This is a genomic window from Actinomadura sp. NPDC049382 (genome assembly GCF_040677125.1).
Lineage (GTDB): Bacteria > Actinomycetota > Actinomycetes > Streptosporangiales > Streptosporangiaceae > Spirillospora > Spirillospora geliboluensis.
Map to the genome: position 1 here is coordinate 1 of NZ_JBFARO010000058.1, position 19,518 is coordinate 19,518.

Genomic DNA, 19,518 nt, shown 5'->3' on the forward strand with positions numbered 1-19,518 from the left:
GTCCCGCTTTGCTCCCCCCCAGCTATCTCCCGCGGGGGGTGGGCCGGCTCGCCCCCCTCCCCCCCCCCCCGCCGCTGTTTCCGGCATCGGCGGCCGCCCTGCCACCGCGGGACGTGCGACAAAGCTTGATTCTTGTCTCAGCTTCGTTATGCTCGTGGTAAGCGATCACCGGCCTGGAGGTGCGATGCCCGCCTCGTCCTCGTCCGTCGCCGCCGGCCGGGCCCGGTCGTCCCGGACCGCCGCGCACGCGCCGCTCGTGCCCGGGACGCTGCTCTGGCGGCACGCCGCCGATCTGCGCTCGCTGCTCCCGGGGGCCGCCGCCGGGCTCATGCAGCTCATGCATCCCGGCATCGGCGCCGGCGTCGGCGAGCACTCCGCGTTCTTCGACGCCCCGTTCGACCGGATCCACCGGTCCGTCCCGCAGATCTGGGCGACGATCCTCGCGCCGGACGGCGTCACCCGCGCCCGCGGCATCCGCGACCTGCACCGCGGCATCGGCGGCGTCGACGAGCACGCCCGCCGCTACCACGCCCTCGAACCCGAGACGTTCTGGTGGGCGCACGCCACCTTCACCTGGGAGATCTTCAAGGCCGCCGAGACCTTCCACCCCGGCACCCTCACCGCCGAGGACCACGAGCAGATGTACGCCGAGACCGTCACCTGGTACTCCCGGTACGGCGTCAGCATGCGGCCCGTCCCCGCCGACTACGCGGCGTTCCAGTCCAAGTTCTGGCACGTCTGCGCCCGGACGCTCGAACTCACGCCCGCCGCCGCCCGCGCCCTGGAGATCGCCAAGCACGGCTCCGAGACGATCACGATCCTGCCCGTCGGCGGGCCCCGCCTCGACCGCGCCGGGCGCATGGTCATCGAGCGGCCGCTGCGCCTGATCACCTTCGGCTGCCTGCCGCCGCTCGTCCGGGAGCGGTTCGACATCCCCTGGTCGGCGCTCGACCAGGCCCGGTTCGCCGCGCTCGCGCTGGCCAACCGGCAGGGCTACCGGATGATGCCGAGCGGCGTCAACCACTGGGCCCTGCGCAGCATGCTCCGCTACATCGGCGCCCAGACCCGCGAGGACCGGTACCGGCCCGCCGCGTGACCCTCACACGGCGGCGCCCTCACACGGCGGCGGCGACCTGGGGGCGCAGCTCCTCGCACGCCTCCAGGACGCGGGCGACGTCCCCGTCCGTCAGGCCCGCGTGGGCGGAGAGGCGCACCAGCGTGCGGCCCACCGACGCCGTCGGCGGGAACAGCGCCGCGCTGAAGATGTCGCGGCCGACCAGCGCGTCCCGCATCAGGGTCGCCTCGGCCTCCGACCCCGCCTCCAGCGCGATGATCTGCGAGTCGGACTCGACCAGGGTGTAGCCGAGTTCCGCCAGGCCGGCCCGCAGCCGGGCCGCGACCGCGCGGAGCCGGTCGCGCCGCCGCCCCTCCCGGCGCACGACCTTCAGCGCCGCCGCGAGGCCCGCGATGTCGTGCGGCAGCAGCGTCGAGCTGAACACCGCCGGGAGCGCGGTGTGCGCGAAGTAGTCCGCGAAGCCGGGACGGTCGCAGGCGATCAGCCCCGCGCGCCCCGGGAGCGCCTTCGCCAGGCTCGCCGTGCGGAAGTCGACGCGCCCGGTCAGCCCGGACGCCGCGACCAGGCCCTCGCCCCGCTCGCCGTGCGTGCCGAGCGAGTGCGACTCGTCCACGACCAGGAGGCAGTCGTGCTCCGCGGCCACCTCCACCAGGCCGGGCAGCGGGCACACCGAGCCGTCGGTGCTGTAGACGGCGTCCACGGCGATCACGCCGGAGCCGCCCACCTCGATCCGGCGGCGCAGGTGGTCGAGGTCGTTGTGGCGGAAGTAGGCCAGCTCCGCGCCCGCCGCCCGCGCCCCCTCCCACAGCGACATGTGCGCGAGGACGTCCAGGTAGACCGGGACGTCGGGCCCGGCGACCACCTGCAGCAGCCCGGTGTTGGCGGCCCAGCCGGACGGGCACAGCACCCCCGCCCGCGCGCCCAGGTGCCGGGCGAACCGCGCGCCGAGGGCGAGCTGCGGGTGGTCGTCGGGTAGGCACGGGCCGGGCGCGGGCACCGCGCCGTCCGTCGCCCGCAGGCTGGCGATCATGGCGGCGGTGATCGCCGGATGCTCGGCCAGGGCGAGGTAGTCGCTACAGGTCAGGACGATCGCGCGGTCGCCGGGGGCCGTCGCGGGCACGGTCCGGCGGCCGCCCCGCGTGCCCCGGAACACCCGTATGCGTTCGCCCAGCCGCTGGTGAGCGCTGGTCATGGTCGTCACACTCCCCGGTCAAATGATCGTCACGTCCTGTAGCGATCCCTGATCATAGTGTGAAAAGAATCTCGGACGGCGACCAAACCCGGCGCGCCGCCGGAGAAAATGCCGTATCCCGGCCGGGCGCCCGTCACCGAGCGCGCATGACTTCTCCGGCCTGTCGGGTAAACGTCCCATATCGTTCGCTTCACCGGGTATCAGCAGGTCGCACGCTCGTCATTCCCATCACCGATCACTGGGGTGTGACCACGATCGCCGCCGGCGCCGAACCCGCGGTGGCCGCCGACACCGGCGCCGACACCGCACCGCCTCCTCTCGTCCAGCGGGCCCACCGGGCCCGCTGGACGATCGCGGGGGTCGTGCTGGCCGGCCTCGCCACCGCGCTGCTGGCCGTCCTCGGCCCCCTGCGCCCCGCGGCCGCCACCCTCGGCCACATGCGCTGGGAGTTCCTCCCGGCCCTGGTCCTGCTGTGCCTGCTGCACTACGTCTGCTCCGCGGTCGCGCTGCGCGGCGCCGCGGGCCGCCCGCTGCCGCTGGTCGCCACGACGCTCGCCCAGTTCACCGCGTCCGCCGCCAACCGGGTCACCCCGGGCGGGCTCGGCGCGGTCGCCGTCAACACCCGCTACCTCGTCTGCCGCGGGCTGCCGCTCCCCCGCGCCGCGGTCGCCGTCGCCGTCCTCCAGGTCGCGGGCGTCCCCGCCGACCTGCTGCTGCTCGGCGCCGTCCTCGCCGCCGGCGGCGGGAACGGCCCGATGCTGGACGCGCTGGGCGAGCACGCCGCCCGGGCCGCCGGGCTCGTCCCGCCCGTCCCGCTGCTCATCGCGGGCGGCGTGCTGCTGCCCGCCGCCGTGCTGTGGGGCCGCCGCGCCGCCCGCTCACCCGCCGTCGGACGGGCCGCCGCCGGGTTCGCCGGCCTGTGCCGCCGCCCCCGCGACCTGGCGGTCACCCTGGCCGCCTCCGCCGGGACCACGTTCGCCCTCGCGATCGCGTTCGCGCTCAGCGTCCTCGCCGTGCCCGGCACGGCGGCGGGCCCCGGCGACGCCCTGCCGCTCCTCGCCGCCTACCTGGTGGGAGCCGCCGCCGGCGGGGCCGTCCCGCTGCCCGGCGGCGTCGGCCCCACCGAGACCGCGCTCGTCGCCGCGCTGGCCGCGCTCGGCGTCGAGGCCGGGCCGGCGCTGCAGGCCGTGCTGCTGTTCCGCGCGGTCACGTTCTGGGCGCCGGTCCCGGTGGGGCTGCTCGCGTGCCGGACGCTCCGCCGGTGACCTTTACATTGTAGATCACTAAATGCGGAAGACCCGCGCGGCGTTGCCGGACAGGAACGCCTCCCGGGCCGCCTCGTCCAGGCCGAGGCCGTCCAGGCCCTGGAGTGCCCGCTCCGGGGTCAGCATCGGGTAGTTGGTGCCGAACATGACCTTGTGGTGCCGGTCCTGCGCCATGTACCGGACCAGCTCGGGCGGATACCTGCGGACCGTGTACGCGGATGTGTCGATGTAGACGTTCGGGTGCTTGCGGCAGACCGCGACCATCTCCTCCGTCCACGGGTAGCCGATGTGGCCGCCGACGATGACCAGCTCAGGGAAGTCGAGCGCGACCTGGTCGATGTACGGGATCGGCCGCCCCGTCTCGCTCGGGCGCAGCGGCCCGGTGTGCCCCACCTGCGTGCAGAAGGGGACGCCGAGCTCCACGCATTCGGCGAACAGCGGATAGTAGCGGCGGTCGGTCGGCGGCGCCTCCCACAGCCACGGCACCACGCGCAGGCCCTTGAAACCGAGGTCGCGCACGCACCGCCTCAGCTCCCGCACGGCCTCCATGGGCTTGCGCAGGTCCACCGACGCGACGCCCATGAGCCGGCCCTCGGCCTGCTGGACGAACGAGGCGACCTCGTCATTGCTCACCAGGTCGCCCTCGGGCCCGTACCAGGCGCTGATGAGGCCGACGTCCACTCCCCCGGCGTCCATGGCGGCGACGGTCTCCGCGACGGGCACCTCCTCCGCCGGCGGCTTGCGGCCCAGCCACCGCCACAGCGAGTCCAGCATCTCGTGCTGCAGGAACCGCACGGTTCCGTGCTGCATCCACGCGTCAATCACCACGGCTGCTCCCCACCGACCGCCACGCGGCCTCGCTCAGTACCTCGACCTGCCCGCCGTCCGGCTCGGCGCCCTGCCCGTTGAGCCAGAGCCGGCACAACTCCTGGGCGGGGCCGAGCCAGAGCACGAACGCGGTCATGGTGTCCACATCGATCAGCGCGCCATGGCGCGCCTGGACGCGCCACCAGGCGCGTACCTCCCGGTAGAACGCCCGGTTGCGCTCGGCCAGCGCGTCACTCGCCGCAGGGCGTTCGGTGAACATGAACCGGGCCCTGGCGGCATGCTCCCTGCACCACCGCACATGGAACGCCACGACACCCGTCACCGCCCCGCGCGCGCTGGCATGCGCCTTGAGCTCGGCGAGGAACGCGTCTTGATACAGGGAGACGCATTCGACGAACAGGGCCTCCGCCACCTGCTCCTTGCCGGAGAAGTGATGGTAGAAGCTGCCGACGCTGACGCCACTGGCCGCCCGCAGCGCGCTCAGCGTCGTCCCGGCCACCCCGTCGCGGCCGAACGCCTCCAGCGCCGCCCGCAGGATCCTGTCCCGTCCCGCCTCACTCACAGAACATTATTCTGTCACACCAGAACAACATTCTGGCAGCGGACGGCCCCGGCCGCCGGGGTGGGCGAGCGGCCGGGGCCGGAGGCGGGGTCAGCCCTGCTGCTGCAGGGCCAGGCTCGCCGATCCGGTCAGCGCGGGCAGGTAGCCGAGCCGGTGGCCGAGCGCGGTCGGGTGGTAGGACGACTCCAGCGGGATCGTGACCGCGTTGAGCCAGTCGTCGCCCGAGCACAGCTCATGGCCGGCGAACTCGTCCCGGACGTCCGACCAGGTGAACCCGGCGCGCCCCGCCGCCTGGGCGATGACGCCGTCGAGGGTGTCGGCGGCCTCGTTGAGCGCGGTGCGCTTGGCGTTGCTCAGCCCCACGCACACGCTCACGATCTTGTACAGGCGCGGGTAGCCGAGTACGACCACCCGCGCGGACGGCGACTTCGCGTGGATCTGGGAGTACAGCGAGTCGAGCCGCCCGGGCAGCGTGTTCCGCATGTAGGTCTCGGCCTGGGCCACCCGGCTCTGGCAGGTCGTGGTCGAGTACAGGACGCACGTCTGCATGACGTCGGCGAACCCGGCGTCGTTGCCGCCGGCGGTGACGCTGACGAGCGTCGTCGACGAGCTGAGCGCGCCGAGCTGCCCGCTCACCACGGTCGCGGTCGTCGCCCCCGAGCAGGCCACGAACTTGAACGAGCTCGTCGAGTGCGCCGCCGCCCACAGGTTCGGATAGGCGTTGGCGCTGCGGTTGCACGATCCGCTCGCCGGATCGTAGTTCCCGGCCCCCGTGCCGGACGAGTAGGAATCCCCGAGTGCGACGTAGTTGGTCCCGGCCGCCGCGGCGGAACCGGACCAGAGCAGTGATGTGGCGGCGAGTGTCACCGCACCGAGAGCGGCCAGACAGGGGCGGGTGAGACGCATCTGCACTCCGGAGCGTCGTATCGAATTATGCCGCTCGCCTTATACCCGTCCCGCCATTCCCCCAAGCCCTGAGACTGATCAACACTATTTGTCAGAATTCGCCGTTGCAATCCGAGATAGCACGGAATTTCCGGGCCGACAAGCCCAGCAAGTGACGACCATTATCCGGCGAATCCCGGACGTCTCAGAGATCACATCGATCACTTCCGCCCGGCCGTCAGGGGCCGACGCGACCGGTCGCCCGCCGTGGACGCGGAGAGTCTTGGGGAACGTCCGCTGCCGCCTGGGAACGCCGTGACGCGCCTGACCTCCCACGCGGCGATCTCGTCGGCGCACGGGAGGTGCTCGGCCGGGAAAAGGCTCGGTGGTCAGAGCGCCTGGTACGGCGCAGCCTTCAGAGCGGCCCGGATGCGGCCTCGATATCCGGCGGCCCTTAAAGGGCAATACCGCCGTCGCTCTACCGGGCCCGGCCGCGTTTCCGTGCCGCGCATCGCCTCACCGAGGCCGGATAAAATCCGCAATGCCCCGGAGCGGGGCGGTGATCAGGATTTGGGGCGGCCGGCCGCTGTGCGGATCTTGTGCCAGGCGGTCTTGGCGTAGCCGTTCAGGCGGGTGCTGATGCGGCGGGCCGTCGGGAACTCGGTGCCGAGGAGGCCGAGGCCGGCGAGGATGGCGACGACGCCCGGGCCCGGCAGGACGAGCATGGCGACGCCCGCGACGATCAGGGCGGCGCCGGCGGTGGCGACCGCCACCTTGCGGAGCAGGCGGACGGGCGCGCGGCGGATGGGCGCACCGCCCTCGGGCGTGCGGCCGGCGGGCTCCTTCTCAAGCGCTGGGCGTTCCATCATGGTCGTCACTGCGTCCTCCCCGTGGCGCGTCCTTGTGTTGTCCGACGAACGGCGGCGGCGCCCGAGATCCCAGTCGGGGCGGGATGTGACGAGGACCACGAGGCAGGACCGTGGGGCCGCGCGGCGACGGCTAGCATCTCGGTAATGAAGATCCCGTCCGGTGTGCGCGCGCGTCTCGGGGTACTGGCCGCGCCAGTGTGGCGGCGGCTCAGCGGGCGGATGCAGTGGCGCGTCGCACGGTTCCGCCACCACACGTTCCTGGTGTACGCGGGCGGGATCGTCCGGGACGAGCGGGGCCGGATCCTGCTGCTGCGGCACCGGCTGTGGCCCGCGTACCGGGCGTGGGGCCTGCCCGGCGGGTACGTGAACGCCGGTGAGCGGCTGGAGGACGGGGTCGTCCGGGAGGTGCGGGAGGAGACCGCGCTGGAGGTGGAGGTCGCCGGGCCCCCGCTGCGGGTGGCGAGCGGTTTCCGGCACCGGGTCGAGGCGTACTACGAGGCGCGGGTCGTCGGCGGGCTGCTCGCCCTGGACGCGGCGGAGATCCTCGAGGCGCGCTGGTTCCCCGTGGACGAGCTGCCCGAGCGCATGTCGCCCCGGCTCCGGAACGTCATCGAAGCACTTGACCTGAAGCTCGGTTGAGGTCGCAGGCTGGACGGTATGAGCCTCACCGACATCGAACGCGAGTACCTGTCCACGCAGCGGCTCGGGCGCCTCGCCACCGTGGGCCCCAAGGGCGACCCGCAGAACAACCCGGTCGGCTTCGCCTACAACGCCGAGACCGGCACCATCGACATCCGCGGCTGGAACCTCGCCGGGAGCCGCAAGTACCGGAACCTGCGCGACAACGACCAGGTGGCCTTCGTCGTCGACGACCTGGCGTCCGTCCAGCCCTGGAGGGTGCGGGGCGTCGAGGTCCGGGGGCGCGCCGAGCCCGCGGTCGTCGAAGGGCCGCAGGGCGCCGACGACGTCATCCGCATCCACCCGCGCGTCGTCTTCTCCTGGGGGATCGACCCGGACGCGGAGGGGATGACCCGGCGGACCATTCCGTAACGGCCGCCGGGCGCGGCGCTCGGGGCGTCCGCTCCGGGCCGATGCGCCGGCGGCGTTCGGTCACCCCGCGGCACGGGACGGCTCAGGCGCCCGGGAGGGGCTCCTGGAGTTCGAACCGGTCGGCGGTGGCATGGCACTTCGGGCAGCGGGGCGGCGCGTGCTCGCCGCGGACGACCTCGCCGCAGACCTCGCACGCCCATTCGGTGGTCAGCAGCGCCATGACGTCCGAGCGGGCGACGATGCCGACGAGTTCGCGGCCCGACAGCACCGGCACGCGCCGGATGCGCCGTTCGAGGAGCAGGTGGCGAGCCTCCTCGACGTCAGTGTCCTCGGTGACGCTGATGACGGCGGCGGTCATCACGTCGGCGGCGGTCCGCCCCTCGCGGGCCAGCAGGTCGTACTCGCTGACCAGGCCGACGACGGCCCCGTGCCCGTCGACGACGGGGACGGCGCTGATCCGGCGGGCGCGCAGCAGGGCCGCGACGTCGGGCACGGCCGCGTCCCGCTCCACGGTGATCACCGGGCTCGTCATGATCTCTTTGACCTTCACTGCTGCCGCCCCAGAATCGCGCGGGCTCCCGCCACCGCCGGTGGATGAAGCCCCGTCCGTCGTCCTCCCATATGACCTTAGATGTCGCGGTCATTCCGGTCCGCACCGGGCCGGAACGGGCCGCTCGTCGGCAGGTCGGTATCAGTCTTCCCGATATCGCGGGAATGATCCCGACCGGGGCGGGTGGACGGGGCGCGCACGGCCCGGCCTGGGGCCCGGTGCGGAGGCGCCGGGCCTTCCGTGCCGGGCACCGGGCCGGGCGCGCGGGATCACCTGGCGGAGCAAGTGTGAGCCATCCCGGTGCCGGTACCAGTCCCTGGAAGCCGAACTCCGTCGACTGGCCGGCGGTGAGCGAGCCGTTGAAGCCGACGTTCGTGAACTGGACCGCGCCGCTGCTGCCGCTGCGGCCGGCGTTCCATCTCCTTCGATTTTCAGCTCGGGCGGGGCCGTTCGGGCGGCGCATCCGCTAGGGCTGCCCGCCTGACGAGCTGGGCGCCGAGGGCTCCTCGCTCGGCCCGGGTTCGGACGGCTCGTCGCTAGGGGTGGTCTGCTCGGACGGCTCGTCGCTGGGGGCGGGCTCCAGGCTCGGCCCCGAGTCCGACGGCTCCTCAGTCGGCGCGGACGGCTCTTCGGAGGTGGACGGCTCCTCGGTCGGCGACGGGGCGGGAGCCGAGCTCGACGGCCCGCCGCCGTGCGCGAACTCACAGTCGATGCCGTCGCCGTCGCGATCCTGATACCAGGCGTACTCGGGGTCGGTGCCCTTCACGTACGGCCCGTACCCGGCGGCGTTCGCCTCCGCACAGGTGCGGAAGCGCGGATCCAGGCCGTTCCCTCCCCGCCGTTCGGAGGACGGCGGCCCGCCCTCGTCCGGCGGCTCCGTCGATGACGAGGACGGCGGCGGCGCGGGTCCCCGGCTGCCCTGCGACGTCTTCCGCTGCGTCTCGCCGCCGCAGGCGGCGAGGTTGGCGAGGAGCAGCACCGCCCCCAGGGCGGTGAGGGCCGCGAGGATCCACCGCTTCGCGGGTGGACGGGAATCGGCAGTCATGGCATGGCCTTCGTCTGCGGAGTACGCCGCATCGGAGTTCATTTCACCTGAAAAACGGTGATATCCGGATCAGTGGGGCGCAGAGTGAGACCAATAGTCAGCCAAATCTCGCCGACCGGGCGTCGCGAGCGGTCCACGGAGAGCGTTCGCGTCGCCGCCGCCTCGCCTCGGCCTGCGCCCGCGTCCTTGCGGACGGGTGGCTGGATTTCGCGATCGACTCTGATTTTTCTGTTATCGCCCGTCCTGTCGGAGGTCTGCACCGTATCTACGGACATCCGACGAGAGAGGACGTGGCATCGCCATGAGCAACCCCCTTCCCCCCAGGGCCGGCGGGCCGGGCCCGAGGCGGCGGCAGCAGCGGACGGTGTCCGGGCGCGCGGCGGCGTGGACGGCCGCGGGCGCGGCGGGGGTGCTGGTGATCGGCGGGATCGCCGGCATGGCGAGCGGCGCGTTCGACGGCGGCCCCGGCGCCGCCCCGGCCGCGAGCGACACCTCGGTGTCCCCCTCGTCCTCCCCGGTCGCCCCGCTCGACACCGCGAAGCCGTCGCCGAGCGAGACGGCCAGTCCCAAGCAGACCCGTAAGGAGCCGCGGAAGACCTCCAAGCCGCGCACGCCGACCCCGCGCGCGACGCGTTCGCGTCCGGCCGCGCCCCCGCCCGCCCGGCCGAAGACGCCGTCCGCGCCGGTGGCCGGAGGCGCCGCGGCGCAGGTCATCTCGCTGGTGAACAAGGAGCGCGCCAAGAACGGCTGCCGGGCGCTGACGTCCAACGGCAAGCTTGCCGTGGCGGCGCAGGGGCACTCGGCCGACATGGCGCGGCGCGGCTTCTTCGACCACACCAACCCGGACGGCAAGAGCCCCGGCGACCGGATCACCGCCGCCGGATACCGCTGGTCCACCTACGGCGAGAACATCGCCAAGGGGCAGCCGACCCCGGCGAGCGTCATGACGTCCTGGATGAACAGCCCCGGGCATCGCGCGAACATCCTGAACTGCAGCTTCCGGGAGATCGGCGTGGGCGTGGTGAAGTCCGGCGGACCGTACTGGACGCAGGTGTTCGGCGCCGCCCGCTGATCACCGGGGCGTCGCGAACACCTGCGTCCACCAGGGGCCTCCGGAACCCTGCACGACCCCGATCCCGACCTTCGTGAACCCGCAGTTGAGGATGTTGGCCCGGTGGCCGGAGCTGTCCATCCAGGTGTTCACGACGGCGGGCGGTCCCGATGGGCCGCGGGCGATGTTCTCCGCCCACGCGCTCCACCGGAATCCGGCGGCGGTGATCCGCTCCCCCGGCCCGTCGCCGCCGGAGCCGCGGTGGTCGAGGACGCGGTGGGACGCCATGTCCTCGGAATGCCGCTGCGCCGCCCGGTGCAGCTCAGGCGAGACGCGCAGCGGCGGGCACCCGGCCGCCGCCCGCTGGGAATTGACCAGCGACACGACCCGCTGCTCGACGGTGGCGGGGGCGCGCGGCGGCGTGACCCGGGCCTTGTCCGGCGCGGCCTCGGGCGTGGGCGGCGGGGTGCTCGGGGTCGTCCGCTGGACGGGCGCCGGGGCGGCGGCATCGGGCGCAGGGCGCACGGGGTCGACCGGTTCCGGCAGCGACCAGTAGACGACCGCCGCGGCGACACCGGCGGCCGCCGTCCCCACCACCCAGCGCGCGGCGCCGGCGGACGACTTCACCGCACCCGTCGCGGAGTGCGTCGCACCTGTCGAGGATGTGCCCGCGCCAGACGCGGTTGTGCCCGCGCCGGAGGCCGCGTTGCCCGCGCCCGCTGCCGCGTTACCGGCGTCCAGCAGGGAGTGCAGCCCGGTCAACACCGCGTGCAGCGAGGAGTCGGCGGGCATGGGCACCATGACCAGGCCCGCCAGCAGCGCTTCGGGCGGGGCGAGGTCACGCTGGCGGGCGGTGCAGGAGCGGCAGTCCCGGATGTGCTTGGCGATCCTCTTGCGCCACAGCGGGGACGGCCGTCCGTCCCAGCCCGCGAGGACCGGCTCAAGCCCGCCGCACCGCCGGCCGCTCACCACGCGCACCACGGCGCGGCATGTCGCCAGCTGCTTCTTCATCCGCTGCACCCGCACCGCCGCGTGGGCCACCGGCAGCCCGAGCCCGTCCGCCAGCTCCCGCCGCGTCAGATGGCCGGACGCCTCCAGCCACCACAGCCCGAGCAGCTCGCGCTCCCCCGCGTCCAGCCACCGCGTCGCCTCGGCGATCTCGCGGCGCTGCTCCGACAGCTCCAGCCGCAGGACGGCAAGACCGGCGAAGTCGTCCTCGGTGCCCGCCACCTGGGCCATGGCCTGCGGATCCATCGGCGTCCCGGCGCGCTGGGCCGACCAGCGGCGGCGCACCTGGTTCATGGCGATGGAGACCAGCCACGACCGGAACCGCGCCGGCTCCCGCAGCCCGCCCAGCCCGCCGAGGGCGCGCAGCACCGACTCCTGGACGACGTCGTCCACGTCGGCGTGGCCGCCGAGCGCCCAGCCGACCACGTTGTAGAGCAGCGGCAGATGGTCGGCTACCAGCTGCTCCCGGGCGCCGGCATCCCCGTCCTGCGCCGCCCGGACCAGCACGTCCACATCCGTGCCCACACGCATCCTTCGCCCTCCAGAGAGTCGCCGCCGGTCCCTCTGGAGACCTCCGAAACCACCAGAGATAACAGGAAACCCGCCAATTCTGCCTCGTCCCTGGTCACGGCGTGCCGCCAATGGGCCTGCGGTCGAGGACGGCAGGCCAGGGCGGGCAGGCGGTGTCACTCATGTACGTGACGATGTGCAGCGCGTGATCCAGGATGTCGGCCGTGCGTGCGGGCCAACTCCCGACGTGTGGTTGCGCCGGAGCGAGAACAGATCCAGTGCGCTTCGATGGAAAGAGGGGGCGGGCCGCAGCGCGCGCGAGCCGAACAGCCGCAGCAGATACCAAGATGGCCTGTCTCGGCTGATCGCACGAGAGGGGATGGACGCCTGGCTTATGGTGCATTTGTGAAGGCAGCGGTTCATGCCAGGTACGGCCCGCCCGAAGTGGTCCAGATCGCCGAGGTGGACGAGCCCGTGGCCGGAGACGGCGACGTCCTCGTCAAGGTGCACGCGACCACGGTGAACCGCACGGACTGCGCCTACCGCGCCGCCCGGCCCTTCTTCATGCGACTGCTCACCGGCCTCGTCCGGCCGCGTCGGAAGATCCTGGGGACCGAGTTCGCCGGAGTGGTCGAAGCGGTCGGCAGCGGCGTCGCGTCCTTCGCCGTCGGCGACAGGGTCTTCGGCTACAACGAGGGCCGGTTCGGGACGCACGCCGAGTACCTGTCCGTCCCGGAGAGCGGCATGATCGCGACCATGCCCGCGGACGCGGCTTTCCGTGAGGCCGCCGCCGGTACGGAAGGAGCGCACTACGCGCTTTCGGCCATCCGCACGTCAGGCATCACGGCCGGACAGGACGTCCTCGTCTACGGCGCGACCGGCGCCATCGGCTCGGCTGCGGTGCAACTGCTGAAAAGCATGAACGTCACTGTGACAGCGGTGTGCGACACGGCGAATCTGCAACTGGTGCGCGACCTGGGGCCTGACCGGGTCATCGACTACACGACCCAGGACTTCACCGCGGACGAACAGCGGTACGACCTGGTACTCGACGCGGTCGGGAAGAGCACGTTCGGCCGTTGCCGACGGCTGCTGAAACCCGGCGGGCTCTACATGTCGTCCGACCTCGGGCCAGGGTGGCAGAACATTCCGTTGTCACTCTTCACGCCACTGTTGCGCGGCAAGAGGGTGAAGTTCGGCGCGCCCACACAGAACAAGGAAATGGTGGAGCACCTCCGGGACCTGATGGAGTCAGGGCAGTTCAGGCCGGTCATCGACCGCCGATACCCCTTGGATCAGATCGTCGAAGCCTACCGATACGTCGAAACGGGCCAGAAGATCGGCAACGTCGTCATCGACGTCGCACCACACCCCTGACCGGCCTGAACGTCCGCCCCCTCAAAACTTTCGCAGGGCCGACCCCAGCACTCGCTCACGCCGCGCATCACCGCAAGCCGCATCCATTCTCCGAACTGTCATCACGGCTGCCTCCACCGGAGATCAGCGAGATCACGGCACGGAACAGCACCGGCACCGGATTTCTACGCTCCTAGAAATCAACATTGAACATCTAGGACCGTTCATCCGCTAGAGCGAGATGGTTCGCTCAACTACCCTCCGGTAGATGTGGCACCCCCGAGGAGATCATTGAGACACCGCATACAACGGAGTATGCGGTGCTGTATTTCCTTTGCCACTCATGGAGCCCGGTCCATAGCGCCGGGCAGATTTCCGCGTTCACCCGTCCCACCGACGATCGGAAACGCACCGTCCATTAACGGAGCCCGACACCGTCGCGTAACGCGGCCACGCCCGAGGTCCTGGAATCGGCTCCACACCCCGGTAACCGCCGTTTCGGCGCTGCCGCCGCCTGCTCTGGTCGGGGAGCGCGGAGAGGCCCGCCACCGGCCTGAACTCCAGATTGGAGAACCACCATGCGAAGACTGATGCAAGCGGCCCTGGTCGCCTGCGCGGCCGCACTCACGATGTGCGGTGCGACCGCCGCGTCGGCTGCCGAACCCCCCGGTGGCGGCGGCGCCCAGCCCATCATCGGCGGCCACACCGCCACGGAGACGTACTCCTGGATGGCGGCGCTGAACAACGGCTGCGGCGGCAGCCTGGTCGCGCCCCAGTGGATCGTCACGGCCAACCACTGCGGCCCGGCGTCGCAGGCCCGGATCGGCTCGATCTACAAGAACTCCGGCGGTGAGGTCCGGTCGATCGACCGGCGCACGACCCGGCCGGGCACCGACCTCACGCTGATGCACCTGTCCTCGCCCGTCCAGGCGGCCCCGGTGCGGATGGCGCAGTCCAACCCCGCGCCGAACACCCCGGTTCGGCTGCTCGGCTGGGGCTGCACGAGTTGGCCGTACTGCAGCACCCCCACCATCCTGCAGGAGATCGACCTGACCGTCCTGCCCAGCGGCCAGTGCTGGGCCGGCGGCGGCACCGCGAACGACGTCTGCGTGTCGGGCGACCGGTCGCACTCCGCCTGCCACGGCGACTCCGGCGGCCCGGCGGTCGTCGGCTCCCGCGGCAACTGGACGCTCGTCGGCGAAACCCACGGCCCGGGCGACAACCGCGGCGAGTGCGCGACCACGACCCTGTACACCGGCATCGCGCCGTACCTGTCCTGGATCAACCAGCAAATCGGCGGCTGACCCCCGCCCCCACCCCCGCAGGAGTTCCCGCATGTTCCGAAAGATCATGGCGGCACTGACCGTCACCCTTGGGCTGGCCTTCCTGGTGCCCGCGCTGGCCGCCGCTCCCGCGTCCGCCGCGGCCCCCGCCCCGCTCGCCGTCCGGACGATCTACTACGACGCCAGCGGCGCCCAGGAGTTCAGGGCGGCCGTCGACGAAGGCGCCGCCGCATGGAACGCGGCCGTGCCCGCGATCCGGCTCGTCCCCGCGACCGGAGCCCAGGCCACCGTCAAGGTCTACGCCGACAACGGGTGGCCCCGCACCTACATGTACGGCTTCGGCCAGGCCGTCATCTACATGGGACGTCAAGCGGTCAACGACGGCTTCTACCCGCCCAGGATCGCCGCCCACGAACTCGGGCACGCCCTCAGCCTCCCTGACAACCGCAACGGACGTTGCGACTACCTGATGTCGGGCCACAGCTCCCCTGTCTCCTGCCAGAGCACCACTCCGCATTCGACAGAAGCAGCACAGGTCACGCGCAACGCGGGCGCCTGGGTCCCCGCAGCGCGCACGGCCGCCACCGCCCGGCAGGCAACCTACGCGGACTGCTTCGTCTTCTGACCGTCCGACCACAGACGTCCCCTGGACGCCGAAACCCGCCGCGGCACCGTCACCAGCAGGCCCCGTGACGGTGCCGCGCCATCGCGTGGCTGCTCTCAGACGTGCGAGCCGGCCGGACGCTTGCGGCGCGGAGTACATCGCGAAACGCTGAGGTGCGAAAACCGCACGAGGCCGGACGCGCCAAAACGCCGAGTCCATGGCAGGCTCGTCCCCGCTACCAGACACTCAGCCCATTCGGGCCTACTTCTGGTGCGCCTGCAAGCGTGTCAAGGCCGTCCGCCAATGCAGATGCGCATGCTCTTCGGCCAGCGCGGTGTGCTCGCCGCAGAACCACTCCACTTCCGGTGGATGGCCGACCCAGCCCTCCCGGTCCCATTCCCGCCGGACGGCCTCCTCCTCGGCGTCGATCGCGAAACGGACGGCCGTGAACGACGCGTACGAAAGGTCGCCCTGAGGGGACGCCCTGCAGATCAAACAGACCGGCGGCCTCACACCAACTCCCATCCGAGGGGCACTCTCCCCCGAACGGTAGCGCCACCGCGCCACACACACCGCCACGGCGCCGGGCGCGCCCTCTGCCTAGCAGCCTGTCCGCTGCACGCAAGGTCGCGAGGCCCCTACAGGCAGCCTCATATCAGCTGTTCTAGGACGTACACGGCATCGTCGTCTCGCTTGAATAGATCCTTGTTGAAGTCAAATTCGTCCCATGCTGCCCACATCATGGGACGAAGCAGTGGAGTGGTCGACGCGATAACTAAACATACGCAGAACCAGGTGGTGCGGCCGAATATCGGGACGTGCAAAGCCTGGACGTGCGCGATTGGATAAGGGCCGGCGTGGCCAGACATCAGCCCCGCACGTCGCGGTACACGTCCGAAGAGCCGTCCGACTGCTCGGATCACTTCCGGGCGGCCAGCGAAGGGGTTGCGAGCGTGGGCGTTGTGCAGGAGAACCGAGATGCTGGGTCGTCTTGAGCACCCGAACCATGCCGCGCGGAGGTGAAGGGGCAGGGCTATGACGCCCGCCTCACAGGCAGCCGCCCGCCTGCCGCGCCGATATCTGCAGCGATCGGACAATTCATCGACAAGCACTTCAAGGGGAAGTAGTGACAACCATCATACCCCCGTCCAGCATCTGCGATTCCTGCAAGCTTTTGAAGAGCGTCCCGGATCCCGACTGGAACCCAAATGAGATAACCAATCCCCTGAAAGTCGGAGTGATAGATTTTTGCGCCGCCTTCCCGGACGAAATTCCCGACGATATCAGCTTTCATGGGTTTGATCACCGACTCCCCTACCCGACCGACGGCGGGATCCGCCACGAGCTGCGGCCGGACATGGCGGATCTTCTGGCCGCCTTCGAGGAAGAGACTCCCATAGAAGTCCGAATCAGGGACGTTACATCGACCGCGCGAGCATGGATGGACCAGATGGCCGCTTTGAGAGCCCGCCGGCTCGAGCTTGCCACGTTCCTGCTGGACGCGGATCAACTCACCGTTCCGGTGCGCAGTGATGGCGAACCAGCGATTTGGATTTTCGACGACTTCCGCATGCTCGGAGTGAGCACCACGGGACCGATCCAACTCGACTTCGCCGAGTCGGACGATTTTCAAGGCTGGCGCACCGACTCGCTCGAGGAGCTCGCCGACGGCATATCCGAGGACGTTATGCTCTACGTCGACAAGAAAGGCCCTCTTCTTCCCGTGCAGACGCTCCATAGCTTCAACATCCCACTGTTTCGCATCATGCGGAACGGATCGATCGAAGAGTTGCGCGAGAAGTTTCCAGATTCGTTGGTCTACCGGCCAAAGGAAGAACGCATCGTCTTCACATCGCTCCTGGCGCTGGAGGCCTCCAGGGGTATCACCACGGCGTGGGAGTCAGTGCGTGGCAGAGACGTGTTGGCGGAGGGAGAGGTCGTCATCGACCCTGGTCACGAGCACCAGGCGACACTGACCGCTTAGAGCTCATCGATCAAGCCTGGTCCGGGGGCAGCGCGGTGCCCCGGTTGCTCTGCGGGGAAGGTAGCCGAATCAGCACACAGCCTTGCCCGATTGTTACGACCGTTGGGACGATTCATCGATGAATACTTCAATGGGAGGCAGCGGCTGTGATCGTACCACGGTGGAGCATCTGCGACTCCTGCGCCCGATTGAAGTGGGTGCCGGATCCGGACTGGGATCAGAACAACCCCAGAAGCCCGTCGGATGATGGTTCGATCTACTTCTGCGAAGCATTCCCCGATGAGATACCCGACGACATCAGATACTTCGGTTTCGATCACCGCCGCCCGTATCCCACCGACGGTGGGATACGACATGAACTGCGACCGGGCAAGGCGGACATCCTTGCCGGGTTCGAGCGAGACAACACCGTTGACGTCCGCGCCAGAGACGTGGCATCCAGCGCCCGGACCTGGATGCGCAAGATGGCCGCGCTCAGAGCCCGCCGACTCGAACTCGCCAAGTCTCTCCTGGACGTGAAACAGCTCAGCATTCCGGTGCGCAGTGACGGGAAACCGGTGATCTGGACGTTCGACGACTTTCGCATGCTCGGCGTGAGCAGCACAGGCCCCATCCAACTTGACTTCGTCGAGTCGGATGATTTTCAAGGCTGGCGGTCCGACACCCTTGAGGGACTCGCCGCAAGCATCTCCGGAGACGTGCTGCTGTACGTCGACAAACGAGGCCCCCTGCTTCCCGTCCAAGCGCTCCAGAGCTTCAACATCCCACTGTTTCGCATAATGAGGGACAGCCACACCGAACAATTGCGTGAAAGGTTCCCAGACTCCTTGGTCTACCGACCAGTGGGGGAACGCGCGGTCTTCACATCACTGCTGGCACTGGAGGCCTCCAAGGGGATCACCACGGCGTGGGAGTCAGTGCGCGGCCGAGACGTGTTGGCGGAGGGAGAGGTCGTCATCGACCCTGGTCACGAGCACCAGGTCACGCTGGCCCCCTAGAGCCCACCCTGATCAAACCGGGGCGCCGGGCTGCGCGACGACCGCCCTCATCGCCCCCTCGCGGGGTTACACGGGTGCGCTCGGGGAAGCCCGTCCGGAAGTGGTGGTGAGCCAGGAAGGACATATGGGCGACGATTCTTTGATGACCGCCGCTGTGCTGCGCCGACACGGCGGGCCGGACGCCCTGGAGGTGCGGGAGGACTGGCCCGTTCCCCGGGTCGGCTCAGGCCAGGTGCTCATTCGTGTGGCTGCGGCGGCGTTGAACAACACCGATATCTGGACGCGGGAGGGCGCCTACGGGCTGCCGGGCCGGCCGGACGCGAAGGCCGGATGGCGCGGCCCGGTGGACTTCCCTCGTGTGCAGGGCGGGGACATCGCAGGTACGGTCACCGCGGTCGGCGGCGACGTCTCCGATGACTGGGTGGGACGGCGAGTCCTGGTCGATCCGGCATTCTACGCCGATGAGGGCGAGGACGCGGTCCCGATCGGTCTGCTCGGCAGCGAGGCGGACGGGGGCTTCGCCACCTATGTGGCGGTCGACGCCGTCCGGCTGCACGACATGACCGACTCGCCGTTGTCCGACGAGGAGCTCGCTTCGCTGCCCGTGGCATACGGCACGGCGATGGGCATGCTGGAGCGGGCCCACATCAAGAAGGGCGAGACGGTGTTCGTGACGGGTGCGTCCGGCGGTGTCGGGTTCGCCCTCGTCCAGCTCGCGGCTGCGCTTGGCGCGCGTGTACTGGCCTTGACCAGCGGCACCAAGGCCGAAGTGGTGCGGGACGCCGGCGCGGAAGTCACCGTCTCCCGTGACATGGACCCGGATGAACTGCAGGACAAGTTGCGGGCGGCGGCGCCCGGCGGGCTGGACGCCGTCGCCGACGTGGCCGGCGGCCCATGGCTCGAGCGGGTGCTGCCCGCACTGCGCGACGGTGCCCGCTGGGTCATCGCCGGCGCGGTCGCCGGGCCCGTGGTCTCGTTCGACCTGCGGCGCCTCTACCTGCACAATCTCAGCCTCATCGGCTCCTCGATGCACACCCGTGCCCATTTCGCAGAGCTGGCGGAACTGGCCCGCACAGGCGCCCTGCGACCGCGCATCGCCGCCAGGTATCCGCTCAGCGACATCCATGCGGCTCAGGAGGAGTTCCGCCACGGCTCACTCGTCGGCAAGATTGTGGTCTTGCCCTAATACGCATTTCGGTGAGTGAGAGCGAGGTCAGGGTTGCTGTCGCGCCTCCAACGCGTTGCCCAGCGGCAGCCCCCGTCCCTGCCTCTGGGTGCGCGCTTGGAGGGCAAGAAGGCGGCAGATCAGCGGGCTAGGCGGCCGTACGTGGAGGACGACTAGAGCCGCTGCCGTAGCGGTGACGAGCCGATCCACACGCGGACCTCGTGAGCTGGCCGAAGTC

At 70.7% G+C, this 19,518-nt stretch carries 21 protein-coding genes and 1 pseudogene; 11 read left to right on the forward strand and 11 right to left on the reverse strand.

Translation table 11 applies throughout. The features are described 5' to 3' along the window. The first annotated feature begins 184 nt into the window (after nucleotides 1-184). On the forward strand, nucleotides 185-1,096 hold the full coding sequence (locus AB0K34_RS28010; protein WP_301176520.1) for an oxygenase MpaB family protein: 912 nt from the start codon (nucleotides 185-187) through the stop codon (nucleotides 1,094-1,096). 19 nt (nucleotides 1,097-1,115) lie between these two features. On the opposite strand, the gene cqsA is transcribed toward AB0K34_RS28010, so the two are convergent. Then, on the reverse strand, nucleotides 1,116-2,267 hold the full coding sequence (gene cqsA, locus AB0K34_RS28015) for an alpha-hydroxyketone-type quorum-sensing autoinducer synthase (protein WP_301176519.1): 1,152 nt from the start codon (nucleotides 2,265-2,267) through the stop codon (nucleotides 1,116-1,118). Nucleotides 2,268-2,512: 245 nt separating this feature from the next. Here cqsA and AB0K34_RS28020 point away from each other — a divergent pair, with 245 nt between their 5' ends. Next, the gene (locus tag AB0K34_RS28020) at nucleotides 2,513-3,532 is read left to right on the forward strand and encodes a lysylphosphatidylglycerol synthase domain-containing protein (RefSeq protein WP_301176518.1); all 1,020 of its coding nucleotides are present in this window, start codon (nucleotides 2,513-2,515) and stop codon (nucleotides 3,530-3,532) included. Between the two features lie 18 nt (nucleotides 3,533-3,550). Here the strand turns inward: AB0K34_RS28020 and AB0K34_RS28025 are convergent, their stop codons facing one another. The 4 genes from AB0K34_RS28025 to AB0K34_RS28040 form a co-directional block, all read right to left on the reverse strand. Beyond that, complete coding sequence (locus tag AB0K34_RS28025) at nucleotides 3,551-4,360, reverse strand: amidohydrolase family protein (protein ID WP_205719074.1); 810 nt, start codon at nucleotides 4,358-4,360, stop codon at nucleotides 3,551-3,553. After that, nucleotides 4,350-4,922 (reverse strand): TetR/AcrR family transcriptional regulator, encoded by a 573-nt coding sequence (locus AB0K34_RS28030; protein ID WP_301176517.1) that lies wholly within the window; start codon nucleotides 4,920-4,922, stop codon nucleotides 4,350-4,352. Before AB0K34_RS28030 ends, AB0K34_RS28025 begins: the two co-directional genes overlap by 11 nt. Nucleotides 4,923-5,012: 90 nt before the next feature. Further along, entirely contained in the window at nucleotides 5,013-5,789 is a 777-nt protein-coding gene (locus tag AB0K34_RS28035; RefSeq protein WP_364551946.1) for an SGNH/GDSL hydrolase family protein, read from the reverse strand. A 581-nt stretch (nucleotides 5,790-6,370) separates the two neighbouring features. Continuing rightward, on the reverse strand, nucleotides 6,371-6,676 hold the full coding sequence (locus AB0K34_RS28040) for a PGPGW domain-containing protein (protein WP_138633647.1): 306 nt from the start codon (nucleotides 6,674-6,676) through the stop codon (nucleotides 6,371-6,373). A gap of 144 nt (nucleotides 6,677-6,820) precedes the next feature. Between AB0K34_RS28040 and AB0K34_RS28045 the strand changes: the two genes are divergently transcribed. Beyond that, entirely contained in the window at nucleotides 6,821-7,315 is a 495-nt protein-coding gene (locus AB0K34_RS28045; RefSeq protein WP_301176515.1) for an NUDIX domain-containing protein, read from the forward strand. An 18-nt stretch (nucleotides 7,316-7,333) separates the two neighbouring features. Next, nucleotides 7,334-7,726 (forward strand): PPOX class F420-dependent oxidoreductase, encoded by a 393-nt coding sequence (locus AB0K34_RS28050; protein WP_301176514.1) that lies wholly within the window; start codon nucleotides 7,334-7,336, stop codon nucleotides 7,724-7,726. An 82-nt stretch (nucleotides 7,727-7,808) separates the two neighbouring features. Here AB0K34_RS28050 and AB0K34_RS28055 read toward each other — a convergent pair whose 3' ends face one another. The 4 genes and pseudogenes from AB0K34_RS28055 to AB0K34_RS28070 form a co-directional block, all read right to left on the reverse strand. Continuing rightward, nucleotides 7,809-8,258, reverse strand: coding sequence for a CBS domain-containing protein (locus tag AB0K34_RS28055; RefSeq protein WP_205719076.1), 450 nt, complete (start codon nucleotides 8,256-8,258; stop codon nucleotides 7,809-7,811). Nucleotides 8,259-8,640: 382 nt separating this feature from the next. Then, nucleotides 8,641-8,739 (reverse strand): annotated as a pseudogene (locus AB0K34_RS28060) (hypothetical protein); the annotation flags it as partial. 3 nt (nucleotides 8,740-8,742) lie between these two features. Next, nucleotides 8,743-9,321 carry an excalibur calcium-binding domain-containing protein gene (locus tag AB0K34_RS28065; RefSeq protein ID WP_301176512.1) on the reverse strand — a complete coding sequence of 193 codons (579 nt, stop codon included), beginning with the start codon at nucleotides 9,319-9,321 and terminating at the stop codon, nucleotides 8,743-8,745. Nucleotides 9,322-9,359: 38 nt separating this feature from the next. Beyond that, entirely contained in the window at nucleotides 9,360-9,596 is a 237-nt protein-coding gene (locus tag AB0K34_RS28070; protein WP_301176511.1) for a hypothetical protein, read from the reverse strand. 26 nt (nucleotides 9,597-9,622) lie between these two features. On the opposite strand from AB0K34_RS28070, the gene AB0K34_RS28075 reads away from it, so the two are divergent. Continuing rightward, nucleotides 9,623-10,393, forward strand: a complete 771-nt coding sequence (locus tag AB0K34_RS28075; RefSeq protein ID WP_301176510.1) for a CAP domain-containing protein — start codon at nucleotides 9,623-9,625, stop codon at nucleotides 10,391-10,393. Here the strand turns inward: AB0K34_RS28075 and AB0K34_RS28080 are convergent, their stop codons facing one another. After that, entirely contained in the window at nucleotides 10,394-11,905 is a 1,512-nt protein-coding gene (locus AB0K34_RS28080; protein WP_301176509.1) for a sigma-70 family RNA polymerase sigma factor, read from the reverse strand. A 390-nt stretch (nucleotides 11,906-12,295) separates the two neighbouring features. On the opposite strand from AB0K34_RS28080, the gene AB0K34_RS28085 reads away from it, so the two are divergent. The 3 genes from AB0K34_RS28085 (at nucleotide 12,296) to AB0K34_RS28095 (ending at nucleotide 15,154) form a co-directional block, all read left to right on the forward strand. Next, nucleotides 12,296-13,267, forward strand: coding sequence for an NAD(P)-dependent alcohol dehydrogenase (locus AB0K34_RS28085; protein ID WP_301176508.1), 972 nt, complete (start codon nucleotides 12,296-12,298; stop codon nucleotides 13,265-13,267). Between the two features lie 557 nt (nucleotides 13,268-13,824). Continuing rightward, a complete protein-coding gene (locus tag AB0K34_RS28090; protein ID WP_138633572.1) occupies nucleotides 13,825-14,550 on the forward strand; it encodes a serine protease in 726 nt (241 codons plus the stop codon). Between the two features lie 31 nt (nucleotides 14,551-14,581). Continuing rightward, nucleotides 14,582-15,154 (forward strand): snapalysin family zinc-dependent metalloprotease, encoded by a 573-nt coding sequence (locus AB0K34_RS28095; protein WP_301176507.1) that lies wholly within the window; start codon nucleotides 14,582-14,584, stop codon nucleotides 15,152-15,154. A gap of 240 nt (nucleotides 15,155-15,394) precedes the next feature. Here AB0K34_RS28095 and AB0K34_RS28100 read toward each other — a convergent pair whose 3' ends face one another. Beyond that, entirely contained in the window at nucleotides 15,395-15,646 is a 252-nt protein-coding gene (locus tag AB0K34_RS28100) for a hypothetical protein (protein ID WP_301176506.1), read from the reverse strand. A gap of 613 nt (nucleotides 15,647-16,259) precedes the next feature. Here AB0K34_RS28100 and AB0K34_RS28105 point away from each other — a divergent pair. The 3 genes from AB0K34_RS28105 (at nucleotide 16,260) to AB0K34_RS28115 (ending at nucleotide 19,301) form a co-directional block, all read left to right on the forward strand. Beyond that, a complete protein-coding gene (locus AB0K34_RS28105; RefSeq protein ID WP_301176505.1) occupies nucleotides 16,260-17,117 on the forward strand; it encodes a hypothetical protein in 858 nt (285 codons plus the stop codon). 197 nt (nucleotides 17,118-17,314) lie between these two features. Further along, entirely contained in the window at nucleotides 17,315-18,115 is an 801-nt protein-coding gene (locus AB0K34_RS28110) for a hypothetical protein (protein ID WP_301176504.1), read from the forward strand. 142 nt (nucleotides 18,116-18,257) lie between these two features. After that, nucleotides 18,258-19,301: a zinc-binding dehydrogenase gene (locus AB0K34_RS28115; RefSeq protein WP_301176503.1), complete on the forward strand. Its 1,044-nt coding sequence runs from the start codon at nucleotides 18,258-18,260 to the stop codon at nucleotides 19,299-19,301. Nucleotides 19,302-19,518: the final 217 nt, after the last annotated feature.

What these genes read in the sequence shown, in the direction of transcription:
- AB0K34_RS28010 (WP_301176520.1), top strand. Translation starts at nt 185, where the DNA reads ATGCCCGCCTCGTCCTCGTCCGTCGCCGCCGGCCGGGCCCGGTCGTCC.
- cqsA (WP_301176519.1), bottom strand. Translation starts at nt 2,267, where the DNA reads ATGACCAGCGCTCACCAGCGGCTGGGCGAACGCATACGGGTGTTCCGG.
- AB0K34_RS28040 (WP_138633647.1), bottom strand. Translation starts at nt 6,676, where the DNA reads ATGATGGAACGCCCAGCGCTTGAGAAGGAGCCCGCCGGCCGCACGCCC.
- AB0K34_RS28045 (WP_301176515.1), top strand. Translation starts at nt 6,821, where the DNA reads ATGAAGATCCCGTCCGGTGTGCGCGCGCGTCTCGGGGTACTGGCCGCG.
- AB0K34_RS28050 (WP_301176514.1), top strand. Translation starts at nt 7,334, where the DNA reads ATGAGCCTCACCGACATCGAACGCGAGTACCTGTCCACGCAGCGGCTC.
- AB0K34_RS28055 (WP_205719076.1), bottom strand. Translation starts at nt 8,258, where the DNA reads ATGACGAGCCCGGTGATCACCGTGGAGCGGGACGCGGCCGTGCCCGAC.
- AB0K34_RS28065 (WP_301176512.1), bottom strand. Translation starts at nt 9,321, where the DNA reads ATGACTGCCGATTCCCGTCCACCCGCGAAGCGGTGGATCCTCGCGGCC.
- AB0K34_RS28070 (WP_301176511.1), bottom strand. Translation starts at nt 9,596, where the DNA reads ATGTCCGTAGATACGGTGCAGACCTCCGACAGGACGGGCGATAACAGA.
- AB0K34_RS28075 (WP_301176510.1), top strand. Translation starts at nt 9,623, where the DNA reads ATGAGCAACCCCCTTCCCCCCAGGGCCGGCGGGCCGGGCCCGAGGCGG.
- AB0K34_RS28090 (WP_138633572.1), top strand. Translation starts at nt 13,825, where the DNA reads ATGCGAAGACTGATGCAAGCGGCCCTGGTCGCCTGCGCGGCCGCACTC.
- AB0K34_RS28095 (WP_301176507.1), top strand. Translation starts at nt 14,582, where the DNA reads ATGTTCCGAAAGATCATGGCGGCACTGACCGTCACCCTTGGGCTGGCC.
- AB0K34_RS28115 (WP_301176503.1), top strand. Translation starts at nt 18,258, where the DNA reads ATGACCGCCGCTGTGCTGCGCCGACACGGCGGGCCGGACGCCCTGGAG.